We start from the raw sequence: 12,702 nt of genomic DNA, 5'->3' as shown, positions 1-12,702 counted from the left end.
CACTAGACAATCTTTGTCTCATGTGCCAGGCTTCACGTATGGAGCGTGAAGACAAGATCGAACTCACCAGGCGCCTTATCTCGCACGTGGACAACGACACCACCGATTATGCGGAAGATTTGATGCGCGTTCCGTTTTCGGCCTTCGACGACCCCGAGCTCGCAGCGCGTGAACGGGAAGTGGTTCGGCGCTTCCCGCACATCGTCGCTCACGTGGACGAGTTGAAGAAGACGGGTGACTTTGTCACTACGGATCTCATCGGAACCCCGCTGCTGGTGGTCAAGCAGTCCGACGGAAGCGTCAAGGCGTTCTCGAACGTGTGCCGCCACCGTGGTGCCAAGGTCGAGTTCGCCGAATCCGGATGCAAGCGAATCTTCAGTTGCCCGTATCACAATTGGGCGTATGGACGCGGCGGCGAACTGCGCGGGATGCCGCACGCGGAGGGTTTCGAGGGAATGGACCGCCAGCAATACGGACTGGTCGAGTTCCCGTGCGAGGTGCGCCACGGTCTCGTGTGGGTGGTGCCGACGGTTGGTGCCGACTTGGACATCGAGCACACCCTGGGCTCCAAGCACGACGCCGAGGTGATCGCGACGGGCATGGCCGACTCGTTCCAGGTTCGCAAGGAAACGTGGAAGCTCGGCATGAACTGGAAGATCGCCGTCGACGGAGTGCAAGACTCGTATCACCTGTGCCAACTTCACACCAAGACGGTGTGCAACTACCTCGAAGGCAACATCACCGCATTCGATCTCGTCGATCGATCATGGCGAATCGTCGTGGCGCGCAAGTCGATTACCGAGGTGCGCGATGCAGACCCGGACTCGTTCGACGTCCGCGATTACTCGCTCGCGAATTACACGATCTACCCCGGGACCATGCTTGTCACGGAACCCAATCACTTCGAGGTGTGGACCATCGTCCCCGATACCGAAGATCCGAACGTTTCGTACTGCACGATTCGTCTTCTTTCTCCCAAAGAACCGGAAACCCCGCGTGAGAAGCGGGTGCTCGAGAAGAACTGGGAACTGCTCATGGAGACTCTGCACAACGAGGACTGGTTCGTCACGAAAACGATCACCGACAATGCGGCGCACGGTCAGGTGGACGAATTGATATACGGCCGTAACGAATTGCCGGGTCAGGTGTTCCACAAGATGATTACGCGTGATGCACAGGAGCTGCTCGCACAACCCTGAGGAGACACATGGATGCCATTCCGGATTTAGCTGAGCAGTCCGATCTCTGGAATCCGAGTTGGATCGACCCGTTCGAGCCGACGGTCGAGCGCGAGGACGAATTCTCCGAATTGATCGACGCGTTGCGAGCGGTTCAAGAATCGGTTGCTCGTAGTAGACCGACTCCCGCCGGAGCGGCCGATGCTGCCCGGAGACTGCGTGATATCGCACTGCAGATGGCAAAATTCGAAGTCGCCGAAGACGAGCAAATTGCCGGCCGGCGCTGGGAACTTGCCGGACGAGCGCAGTCCATGGCCCCGGCGCTACATATCGACGAAGTTACCGATACCACTGCTCGGGGCCACGTGAGCGTCGGCCGATTCCATTCCGGACGGTATGCGATGAACGGCGGTGTCACGCCGCTGATCTTCGACGAGATTCTCGCGAGGCTCGCCAATAGTGCTGGGCGTCCTTGGGGCCGCACCGCCTATCTCAACGTGAACTTTCGAGCGTTGGCTCCACTCGACGCGGTGCTGCGAGTGGAGGCGGAGTTCGTCGGTCAGGACGGGCGGAAACGGTTCATGCGGGGAGCGATGTACGACGGAGACATCCTTGTCGCTGACGTTGAAGGTTTGTGGGTAGAGCTGAAACCCGAACAGAGATAACGCTTTCAGAAGTCCTACGCGCGAATGGAAGAAGGAGAAGGCATGAGTGGATACTCGTTGCTCAGTGGTGTGCGGATACTCGAGGTCGCCCAACTCGCCCCGTCCTCGCTCGGCGGACATCTAGCCGACTTGGGCGCCGAAGTCGTCAAGATCGAGTCCGGGCCACTCGGCGATCCGGTTCGAGTCGGTGGTAGTCGGGCGATCGGGGACGAGGACGGCCCGGCGTTCATGCATTTACGTTGGAATCGCGGCAAGAAGAGTGTTGCGCTTGACCTGCGTAGTCCAGCCGGAAAGCAGGCGTTCCTCGACTTGGCGGGTTCGTGCGACGCTGTGATCGAGGGCATGCGCGGGGGCTATCTGGACTGGCTGGAAATCGGTTACGAGCAACTGCGGCAGGTGAATCCGCGCATCGTCTTCTGCTCGGTATCGGGGATGGGATCGGACGGACCTTATCGGCAGATGGGAACCGGCGGGCCGGTTTTCGACGCATATGCAGGCCTACGGGAAGTGACGACGCCAACCGACCCGCCTACCGTCGGGATGGCGGGATCGACCACACCACCCATCGCGATGTACGCGCTCGGCGCGTATGGAGCGATGGGGTTGTTGGCCGCGCTGCATCGCGCGCGTACGACCGGCGAAGCGGTGCAACTCGAGGTAGCCGGTATCGATATTGCAGCGGCATGGGTGCCGGACATGATCGATGCGGAACTCAACCGGGAGCGGTCGATTCCCAGGCCGTCATGGATGCAGGACGGTAGATTGCCGGACTGGCCACGACTGGAGGCGTACCGGACCAGTGACGGCGAGGCGATGCTCTTCGGTTCTCACGTGGACAAATTCTGGCGCAATTTCTGTGTTGCGGTAGGTCGAGAGGATCTGCTGTCCATCGACTTGAGCAGTGCCGATGACGGTGCGCCGGCTCGTGCAGATCTGGTGTGGCGCGCCCTGCGAGAAGTATTTCTGCAACGGACCAGAGCCGAATGGGTTGCTCTGTTCCTCGAACACGAGATTGCCGGTGGTCCGGTCAACAGCGTTGCCGACATGATCGCCGATCCCCACTTTCGTGCTCGCGCCAATACGTATCGAGTCGACTACGACGGGGTCGGTGAACTCGAGTTCGTGACCAGTCCTGTCCGGATTGCGGGCGAGAGATTCGCTCCGGATCTTCCGCCTCGGCTGGGTGTGGACACGATGGACGTCTTGTGTGAGGTCGCCGGTTACTCACCGGAGCGTGCACGATCGGTGGTCGATCCCGCTGCTGCCGCTCCCGTTGGAACCGGATTGTAGGCTGCGCGCTCCGACAACTTCATAGTCGTTCGCCGGCCTGGCCGCGCCACTCGTGCATGAAATCATATGCACGAGTGGCTTTTTCATGTCTTCGATACGATTCGATCCGTCGGCAGAATAGTTGCGAATTGCCTGGTAATTGATATCTATTGATGTTAGATTTACTGAGGGATGCGGTGAGCGCGATCACATCCGCGTCGATGTGGCCGACGCAGCAGTGCAGGGAAAACAAACAAGATGGTGCGATTCGATCCGGATCACACCTGTCGAACAGGTCGCGAGTGAGGATGCTTCCCGCCGCGACCGAGTCGATCTCGAGGAGAGCTCATGAATTTGGCGGACCTGACCCGGTACTGGGGGAAAACGCGGCCGCAGCAGCAGGCCATTGTTTTTGGTGACACGTCGCAGACGTGGGCGCAGGTGGATGCGATCACCGACGCGTTGGCGCGGGGTTTGGCAGCCCGTGGTGTGGGCAAGGGGGATCGGGTTGGGGTCATGATGCTCAATCGGCCTGAGTTGGCCCATGTCATTTTGGCGACGCTCAAGTTGGGTGCGATCAGTGTCCCGCTGAATTTCCGGTTGATCGGCAAGGAGCTTGCGCCGATGCTGGTCGATTCGGCGCCGCGGGTGGTGATCGTGGAGGACGAGTTGGCTTCTCTTCTCGAAGAGGGCTCTGCAGCAGTAGATTTCGAGATCTTTGCCGTCGGTGGTAGTGCTCATCGCCGGTACGAGTCGTTGTTGGATGTGGGTACGGCTCCGGTTGTGGACATCTCGGCTGACGATCCCGCCTTCATTTGCTACACGTCGGGGACGACGGGAGCGCAGAAGGGCGCTGTCATCACACATCGCAGTGCAATCGCACCTGGCCTGGCACAGGTTGTGGCACATGGTATTTCGGGACGTGATCGAGCGATGTGTTCGGCACCCCTGGTCTATACCGGTTCCGTGCTGTCGATCTTCATGCAGTTGGTGGTGGTACCGGGCGCAACGATGGTGCTTTTGCGCGAGTTCGATCCGGAGATCGCCCTCGATACTTTCGAACGCGAACAGGTCACGGCGACGACCACGGTGCCCGTGATCTGGGAGCGCATGACGATGCTCCCCGATTTCGGCGTTCGAAAGCTTGCAAAGTTCACCTTCGCCGGTGCCGGTGGTGCTCCGGTCAGTCTCGATCTGCTCGATTTCTACAACGATCGGGGTGTTCCACTCACTCAGGTCTACGGGCTGACGGAATCGTCCGGTATGGCGTCGTCCTTGACGTACGCCGATGCCCGCACTCGCCCGGGATTCGCAGGGCTGCCGCTGGCAGGAACCAGGATACGGATCGGTGACGGTTCGGTCGCTCCCGGCGAGGTTGGTGAAATTCTGGTGCGCGGTGAGCACGTCATGCGTGAGTACTGGAACAAGCCGGAAGCTACGACGGCCACGCTGGTCGACGGTTGGCTACACACGGGCGATCTGGGCGCGCAGGACGAGGGTGGGTTCCTCAAGGTGGTGGACCGCAGTAAGGACATGGTGATTTCCGGGGGTCTCAACGTCTACCCGGCGGAGATCGAGAAAGCCTTGCACGGTATCGACGGGTTGGTCGATCTTGCGGTGATCGGGGTGGTGGACGATCGCTGGGGCGAAGTTCCGATGGTGGTGTTTCACAGCGACCGTGCCGCTGCCGATGTCGTCGCGGACATTACCGACGTGGCCGGCCGGAACCTCTCGAAATACAAATGGCCGCGTCACGCACTTGCCTTGGATGAACCATTGCCGCGCACGTTCTCCGGCAAACTTGCTAAAGCTGTTCTCCGGGAGCGCTTTCCCATGGCTCCGACGGCGGCTGTTCCAGTAGTTCGGGCATCGGCAGTTACAGCTGCCGACTGACTTCCAGGTCCGATTGCTTGTGCCGGCTCCTCCTGCCTTGAAAACCCTGTGGCGGGAGGAGCTTTCGCATTTCCGGCAACTTCGTGAATCTGTGAGTCTGGGTCGAAACGCGTTGCGTAACTTACCTGTTGGTGCTATGTTCTCTACGGTTCCTGTGATGGCCATCACACGATCGTGTTGTCGCCGTCGGTCGCATAACTCTTCATCTCACCAAATTTCGAATCGGACGTGTCGCGCCGGCGGCTGTTGGGAATTGTTCGGATTGCATTGCAACCAGGTCGATAACGAGGAGAGCTCATGAATTTGGCGGACCTGACCCGGTACTGGGGGAAAACGCGGCCGCAGCAGCAGGCCATTGTTTTTGGTGACACGTCGCAGACGTGGGCGCAGGTGGATGCGATCACCGACGCGTTGGCGCGGGGTTTGGCAGCCCGTGGTGTGGGCAAGGGGGATCGGGTTGGGGTCATGATGCTCAATCGGCCTGAGTTGGCCCATGTCATTTTGGCGACGCTCAAGTTGGGTGCGATCAGTGTCCCGCTGAATTTCCGGTTGATCGGCAAGGAGCTTGCGCCGATGCTGGTCGATTCGGCGCCGCGGGTGGTGATCGTGGAGGACGAGTTGGTTTCTCTTCTCGAAGAGGGCTCTGCAGCAGTAGATTTCGAGATCTTTGCCATCGGTGGTAGTGCTCATCGCCGGTACGAGTCGTTGTTGGATGTGGGTACGGCTCCGGTTGTGGACATCTCGGCTGACGATCCCGCCTTCATTTGCTACACGTCGGGGACGACGGGTGTGCAGAAGGGCGCGACGCTGACCCATCGCAATGCACTGTCTTCCGGTCTGTCCTTGGTGATCGGTGCCGGGCTGTCGGCGCGTGATCGTGTCATGTGTTCGGCACCTCTCGTCTATACCGGTTCGGTTATCTCGATTTTTGTCCAGATGGTCTTGGTACCTGGCTCGACCATGGTGCTTCTGCGTGAATTCGACCCGGAGATTGCACTCGATACCTTTGCGAGGGAACAGGTGACGGCTGCGCAAACGGTGCCGGTGATTTGGGAGCGTATGACTGCTCTTCCGGATTTCGGCGTTCGCAAGCTGGCCAAGTTCACCTTTGCTACCGCCGGCGGAGCGCCGGTCAGTCTCGACCTCCTCGATTTCTACAACGACCGCGGTGTTCCACTTACGCAGGCCTACGGCTTGACCGAAGCCTCCGGACTGGTATCGACTCTCGAGTACGAAGACGCCAGGACGCGGCCGGGTTTTGCCGGTCTTGCATTGGTAGGCACCGAGATCCGGATCGGCGCTGCGGACGGCGGGTTTTCTGCGCCGAACGAGATCGGAGAGATCCTGGTCCGCGGTGAGCACGTCATGGCGGGGTACTGGAACAAACCTGATGCTACTGCCGGCGCCCTGGTCGGTGGCTGGCTGCGAACCGGTGATCTCGGCCTTCAAGACGACCTGGGGTTCCTCAAAGTGGTGGACCGCAGTAAGGACATGGTGATTTCCGGGGGTCTCAACGTCTACCCGGCGGAAATCGAGAAAGCCCTGCACGTCATCGACGGGTTGGTCGATCTTGCGGTGATCGGGGTTGCGGACGACCGCTGGGGTGAAGTTCCGATGGTCGTGTTCCACAGCGACCGTGCTGCGGCCGATGTCGTCGCAGATATCAGCGTTGTTGCGGGTGCGAGCCTCGCAAGTTTCAAACGGCCGCGCCACGCCGTCGCTCTGGATGAGCCGCTACCTCGCACGTTCTCCGGAAAGTTGGCAAAAGCAGTTCTGCGGACCAAGTTCCCGCAAGCGCCGGAATCTGCGCTTGCAGTGGGCGGGATGCATCGAATCTCTGAAAGGAACGCATGACATGACAACGACTAGAGACGTGGATATCTCGGATTTGATCGACAAGGCGCCGCTGTCTCTCTTGCAGAAGAGAACAATCGCAGTGTGTTTGATCCTGGCAATTCTTGATGGGCTCGATGCGCAGTTGATTGGTTTCGCAATTCCAGCCCTGTCCGAAGCCTGGGGAGTTTCGAAGGCTTCGTTCGGTTTGCTTCTTGCGTTGAGCGCCGGCGCTATGGTTGTCGGCAGCATGGTGTTCGGGCCGTTGTCCGACCGCTACGGACGGCGGAGAGTCATCCTTGTCTGTACGGTGATCTTCGCAGTCTTCACGCTGGCGTCTGCGCTGGCGACATCGATGTCGATGCTCATCGTGCTGCGCATCCTGGCCGGCCTGGGGTTGGGTGGTGTCACCCCGAATCTTGTTGCTCTGACCAGTGAATACAGCCCCACGAGAATCCGTGCAACGGCAGTAACCGTGGTTATCGCAGGTATGTCACTGGGTGGGTTTGTCGGAGGTTTTGCCGCAGCCTTTCTGATTCCGTCGTTCGGGTGGCAATCGATCTTCGTCATCGGTGGTGTACTTCCGTTGGTCGCAGCCGCGGTGGCATGGTTCTGGCTGCCGGAGTCCGGTCGATTCTTGGCTGCTCGCGGTGACCATGCAGGAGCTTCGAAGATCTTTGCGTCGATTGCGCCTACGGCAAACATCACCGCCACGGACCGGTTCGTGCAGGATATTCCGGTTCACGCGAAATCGCCTGTACGGGAGCTATTCTCGGGTAATCGGGCCATCGACACCGTGCTGCTGTGGGTGGTATTCGTCATCAACTTCCTGGTGATCTATTTCCTGCTGAGTTGGATGCCCTCGCTGTTCAGTAACGCCGGTCAGAGTGCGTCGACCGCGCTACTTGCGGCCGCCCTGTTCAATCTTGGTGGTATGACCGGTGCTTTGACGTTCGGCCGGATCACAGACCGCATCGGCAATGGATTTGCCGTAGTCATGGCCGGATACACTCTTGGTGCCATCTTCATCGGGGCAGTGGCAATGTTGCTCGGCAATTCGCTTCTGCTCCTGGTGACGATTTTCGTGGTGGGTTTCGGTATGTCCGGCAGCTCAGCCGGCATCATTGCGATTGCATCATCGATCTACCCGGTCTCGTCACGAGCAACAGGTGTTGGTTGGGCCTTGGGCGTCGGGCGAATCGGATCGATCGTCGGCCCGAGTCTGGGCGCAGTGCTCATCGCCGCCGGCATGGATGCCCGCACGATCTTCATGTTGATGATCGTGCCGACGATGGTCGCGGTACTGACGCTGGCAGTGTTGCAACTACGGAGTCGTCGTGAGCGTCGGGTCGAGCAATCGTCCACCACCTCGGTGTTTACTCCGGTCGAGAGCTAGCTGAGAGTTCGTAATCATGAAGACTTCCCGGTCGCGCAAGACGTCCTATTGCCGTCTGTGTCCCGCATCGTGTGGTGTCCTGCTCGATCTCGAGGACAACCAGATCGTTCGGGTGCTCGGTGATGCCCACCATCCGATTTCTGGCGGGTATACGTGCGCGAAGGGGCGCCGAGGCGCTGATCTCGCGCGCGGTCCGGATAGGTTGACGTCTTCGCTTCGGCGCACCGATACCGGCACACACGTGCCGGTATCGGTGCCGGAAGCGGTAACCGACATCGCGGCGCGCTTGAAGGCCGTCGTCGACGAACACGGACCGGAGTCGGTTGCCATGTTCATGGGGACACAACAGAACTTTGCGGCGTTGACCCCGCCGATGGCGCGTGCCTGGTTCCGTGGGACGGGTTCGCACAAGCTGTTCTCGACCATGACGATCGATCAATCCGCCAAATGGGTTGTCCAAGAGCGGATGGGAACCTATCTCGGCGGACGTCAGCGCTTCGAGACTTGCGATGTGTGGTTGCTTGCGGGGACAAATACTCTCGTCTCCGCGAATGGCGGAGACGGCGACGGTGCGGTCGTCCAGAATCCATCCGTGACACTGCGAGAAGCACGTGAGCGCGGGTTGCGGTTGATCGTTGTGGATCCTCGTCGGACGGAGACGGCAGCGCGAGCAGATCTGCACCTCGCGCCGCGTCCTGGCACAGATGCTGTGCTGTTTGCAGGCATGTTGAATCTTGTTCTCTCCGAAGAATTGTACGACCACGATTTCTGTCGACAGTATGCTGGCGACTTGCCCGAGCTTGCCGCCGCGGTTGCTGGTGCGACCCCGCAGATGGTGGAACGGGTCTGCCGCGTTCCGGAGGATCACGTGCGCACAGCCGCGCGAATGTTTGCGTCCGCGTCTCGCGGGATGGCAACAACGGGCACGGGAGTGTGCATGGGTCCGCACTCCAACCTGGCCGAACATCTTGTGGCGGCGCTCAACGTCGTGTGCGGCCGATACCTACGTGAGGGAGAGCCTGTCGACGATCGTTCGGCTCTCGGCCGATCCGTGCCGGCCCGGGCCGAAGTCTCACCTCCGGAAAGGGGATTCGAGACCGGATTCCGCAGTCGCATCGGTGGTATCCGCGCTATGCGAGGAGAATTACCGTCGGGAATTCTTGCCGACGAGATACTCGAAGACGGGCCGGATCGAATTCGAGCGCTTGTCGTCTCGGGTGGCAATCCGGCTGCGGCACTTCCTGACCGGGCCAAGGCGGTACGAGCATTCGAATCGCTGGATCTGCTGGTCTGCATCGACCCGTTGATGTCGGATACGGCGAGGCTTGCCGACTACGTCATTGCGCCAACCATGATGTACGAGCGCGATGATCACACGATGCTCATGGAAGCATTCTTTCCGATACCGTTCGCGCAGTACACCTCTCCAGTTGTCGAGGCGCCACCAGGTGCTGTCGACGACTGGCGGTTCTTCTTCGATCTTGCCGCCGCTTCCGGGCAGCCGTTTAAATTCGCCGGTCGAGTTCTTGATCCGGACAAGCCTCCGACGTCACCCGAAGCACTCGCGATGCTGGCCGAGCGCGGTCGGGTGCCCTTCGAGCGGCTCCGTACCGCACAGCACGGCTATGTGGCGGGGCACAGCGGTTCGGTGGTAGGGCCGGCACGTGCGGAAGGTCGTGGTCACAGATTGCGGCTTTTGCCGGATGATGTTTACGCAGAACTGGTTTCGGCGCTGTCGGAGTCGATTATCTCGGCTGAAGATCCCGCCTTCACGATGCGCCTGACCGTGCGTCGTATCCGTGAGGCGATGAACTCGGTTGGTACGGCGCTGGACGGACTTGTACCCGGTGGACACAATCCCGCTCATCTGAATCCTGAAGACCTGGCTCGTCTGGGTGTGAACGACGGTGATCTTGTCATGGTGCGCTCGAAGTCGGGACAGCTGAAAGCGGTCGCACGTTCCGACCGCACCGTTCCATCCGGTGTGGTGTCGATGACCCATTGTTTCGGCGACTTGGATCCTGATGCCGACCCTCGTAGTAGTGGCAGCAATGTCAATCTTCTCACCGGCCGGTCCGAGGGCGCCCAGGCGATCAACGCGATGCCGACGATGACGGCGGTACCCGTGGCCGTGTATCCACTGCCGTCGGCACTTGCCAAGTAAAACTTCGACCATTAGGTTTATGAATCAGGTCATCCCGACTGCCGGGAGAGAGGATCACCCATGACGTCGACTGTCACCGACCATTCGAGCGGTACGCACGTCGGGGCTCGGATCTGCCCGCTGTGTGAAGCTACGTGCGGACTCCTCTTCGAACTCGACGGTCGCACAGTTGTCGGGGTGTCACCAAACGTCGACGATGTCTTCAGTGCTGGTCACAGTTGCGCGAAGGGTCTCGGTTTGGGGCGGCTGGAGAATGATCCCGACCGCTTGCGGACCCCACTGATCCGCGATGGCGCCAGGGGTGAGTTCCGGGAGGCAACGTGGGACGAAGCGTTTGCCGAGATCGGTCGACGCCTACCCGAGTACGTGAGCAACGATCCCGGTAGCTGCGCCGTGTACACCGGCAACCCCGCTGCCCATCATCTGGATCCGTCGCTCTACCTCGGGACGATGGTTGCGGCCCTGCGCACCCGAAACCTGTACTCGCCCGCGAGTGTCGACACGTTGCCGAAGAACCTCGCACACATGCTGCTCTACGGCACCGGTCTCGGCTTGTCGATTCCGGACATCGACCGCACCGACTATCTTCTGCTCCTCGGGAGCAATCCACTGGTCTCCAACGGAAGCACGATTACCGCGCCCGGTATCGCTCGCCGGCTGAGTGCGCTGCGCGAGCGCGGTGGCACACTCGTTGTGGTCGATCCGGCGCGTACTCGAACCGCAGAGGTCAGTGATCTGCACGTGGCGATCAGGCCAGGCACTGATGCGCTGTTCCTGCTCGGCCTGCTCTCGGTCATTGCCGCAGAGGGACTCGCGAGTCTCGGTGATGCTGCTCCGCACGTGGACGGTCTCGATGACGCGCTATCGATCGCGGCGCAATTTCCCCCCGCTGTGGTGGCGCCGGTGTGCGGTATCGATCCGGCTGTCATCTTCACTGTTGCACGTGGTTTTGCCGGCGCACCGCGGGCAGTGGCAAACTCTCGGATCGGTTCCTGTATGCAGGAATTCGGGACACTGGCCAATTGGCTCGTCGAGGTACTCACGATCGCGACCGGTAATCTCGACCGTCCGGGTGGTGCAATGTTCCCGATGCCGCCTGCCGGTGGGCAGAACACCTGGCCGGTGACCAAGACTCCACCGTTTACCTTCGCTCGCTGGCATTCTCGCGTGCGGTCTCTACCCGAGGCGATGGGGGAACTGCCGGCAGTGTGTTTTGCCGAGGAGATTCTGACTCCCGGGCCTGGCCGCACCCGAGCGCTGGTCACCATCGCCGGCAACCCCGCGCGCTCGCTACCCAACAGCACCGCGATCGAAAAGGCCCTGGGGCAACTCGAATTCATGGTCAGTATCGACTGCTACGTCAACGAGACAACTCGATATGCCGATGTCATCCTGCCCCCACCTCCGCTTGCCACGCGTGGCCACTACGACATCGCCCTCACACACTTTCAAGTCCGCAACGTTGCGCGCTACACGCCGCCATTGCTCGATACCTCGACTGACGAGATGTCGGAATGGCACATCCTCCTACGCCTTGCTGCGATCGCGAGTGGCACCCCGAACCGTGCTGTCGGCGAGATCGACGAGGAGGTAGCGGCCGTGGCGATGCGCCGCGCAGCAAAGCTTGCCGGTTGCGGCGTCGAGGACGTCGAACGCGAGAGTGCCAGGCGCACAGGACCCGCCAGACTGCTGGACCTTCGGCTACGCAGTGGCCCGTTCGGTGACCGGTTCGGGAGCAATCCCGGAGGACTTACGTTGGCAATGCTCGAGTCGACTCCGAACGGCATCGACTTCGGGCCGCTGCAGCCCCGATTGCCTGAGGTGCTGCGAACGCCGAACGGGCGCGTAAATGTGGTACCGAAGATGATCGTCGACGATATTCCGCGCCTGAGGGCAAGTATGGAACGCTCGACGGACGGGCTGTTGCTGATCAACCGAAGGCAGCGGCGGGGAATGAACTCGTGGCTGCACAATGCATTGCCGCAACCGGACGACGGACAATGCGCACTCTTCGTGAATCCGGATGATGCAGCAGTTTTGTCCGTACACACCGGGGATCGAGTCGACGTGACCTCGGCGGTGTCGAGCGTTGTCGCCGAAGTTCGGGTGACCGCCGAGATGCGACCTGGTGTGGTGAGTCTGCCGCACGGCTGGGGTCACGACGGTAGTGGATTGCGTACGTCTGCTTCGGCGGCCGCGCCAGGCGCCAACGTCAATGCTCTCGTAGACGACGTGATTGTCGAACCACTCACTGCTTCCCCCATCTTCAACGGCGTGCCTGTCACTGTGACGCGCACGCGTTAG

8 protein-coding genes are annotated in these 12,702 nt (G+C 60.6%); all 8 read left to right on the top strand.

The window, feature by feature from the left end; genetic code table 11:
• Positions 1-38: 38 nt before the first annotated feature.
• The 8 genes from FEZ60_RS08285 to FEZ60_RS08250 all read left to right on the top strand — a co-directional run bounded on the left by FEZ60_RS08285 (position 39) and on the right by FEZ60_RS08250 (position 12,702).
• Positions 39-1,199, top strand: a complete 1,161-nt coding sequence (locus tag FEZ60_RS08285) for a Rieske 2Fe-2S domain-containing protein (RefSeq protein ID WP_172935890.1) — start codon at positions 39-41, stop codon at positions 1,197-1,199.
• A gap of 8 nt (positions 1,200-1,207) precedes the next feature.
• Entirely contained in the window at positions 1,208-1,843 is a 636-nt protein-coding gene (locus FEZ60_RS08280; RefSeq protein WP_172935889.1) for a PaaI family thioesterase, read from the top strand.
• A 42-nt stretch (positions 1,844-1,885) separates the two neighbouring features.
• Complete coding sequence (locus FEZ60_RS08275) at positions 1,886-3,133, top strand: CoA transferase (protein ID WP_172935888.1); 1,248 nt, start codon at positions 1,886-1,888, stop codon at positions 3,131-3,133.
• Between the two features lie 327 nt (positions 3,134-3,460).
• Positions 3,461-5,005, top strand: coding sequence for an AMP-binding protein (locus FEZ60_RS08270; protein WP_172935887.1), 1,545 nt, complete (start codon positions 3,461-3,463; stop codon positions 5,003-5,005).
• Between the two features lie 297 nt (positions 5,006-5,302).
• Positions 5,303-6,859: an AMP-binding protein gene (locus FEZ60_RS08265; RefSeq protein WP_172935886.1), complete on the top strand. Its 1,557-nt coding sequence runs from the start codon at positions 5,303-5,305 to the stop codon at positions 6,857-6,859.
• A 1-nt stretch (position 6,860) separates the two neighbouring features.
• Positions 6,861-8,234 (top strand): MFS transporter, encoded by a 1,374-nt coding sequence (locus tag FEZ60_RS08260; protein WP_172935885.1) that lies wholly within the window; start codon positions 6,861-6,863, stop codon positions 8,232-8,234.
• 16 nt (positions 8,235-8,250) lie between these two features.
• Entirely contained in the window at positions 8,251-10,398 is a 2,148-nt protein-coding gene (locus FEZ60_RS08255) for a molybdopterin-dependent oxidoreductase (protein ID WP_172935884.1), read from the top strand.
• A 60-nt stretch (positions 10,399-10,458) separates the two neighbouring features.
• Positions 10,459-12,702 (top strand): molybdopterin-dependent oxidoreductase, encoded by a 2,244-nt coding sequence (locus FEZ60_RS08250; protein WP_172935883.1) that lies wholly within the window; start codon positions 10,459-10,461, stop codon positions 12,700-12,702.

The organism is Rhodococcus sp. MS16 (assembly GCF_013277795.1).
GTDB classification, from domain to species: Bacteria; Actinomycetota; Actinomycetes; order Mycobacteriales; family Mycobacteriaceae; genus Rhodococcus_F; species Rhodococcus_F globerula.
Note: the sequence above shows the minus strand (reverse complement) of the source record. Positions and strands in the feature narration are given on the sequence as shown.

Excerpts from the sequence above, each read along its gene's own strand:
- FEZ60_RS08265 (WP_172935886.1), top strand. The coding sequence starts at position 5,303 with ATGAATTTGGCGGACCTGACCCGGTACTGGGGGAAAACGCGGCCGCAG.
- FEZ60_RS08275 (WP_172935888.1), top strand. The coding sequence starts at position 1,886 with ATGAGTGGATACTCGTTGCTCAGTGGTGTGCGGATACTCGAGGTCGCC.
- FEZ60_RS08250 (WP_172935883.1), top strand. The coding sequence starts at position 10,459 with ATGACGTCGACTGTCACCGACCATTCGAGCGGTACGCACGTCGGGGCT.
- FEZ60_RS08270 (WP_172935887.1), top strand. The coding sequence starts at position 3,461 with ATGAATTTGGCGGACCTGACCCGGTACTGGGGGAAAACGCGGCCGCAG.
- FEZ60_RS08285 (WP_172935890.1), top strand. The coding sequence starts at position 39 with ATGGAGCGTGAAGACAAGATCGAACTCACCAGGCGCCTTATCTCGCAC.
- FEZ60_RS08280 (WP_172935889.1), top strand. The coding sequence starts at position 1,208 with ATGGATGCCATTCCGGATTTAGCTGAGCAGTCCGATCTCTGGAATCCG.
- FEZ60_RS08260 (WP_172935885.1), top strand. The coding sequence starts at position 6,861 with ATGACAACGACTAGAGACGTGGATATCTCGGATTTGATCGACAAGGCG.
- FEZ60_RS08255 (WP_172935884.1), top strand. The coding sequence starts at position 8,251 with ATGAAGACTTCCCGGTCGCGCAAGACGTCCTATTGCCGTCTGTGTCCC.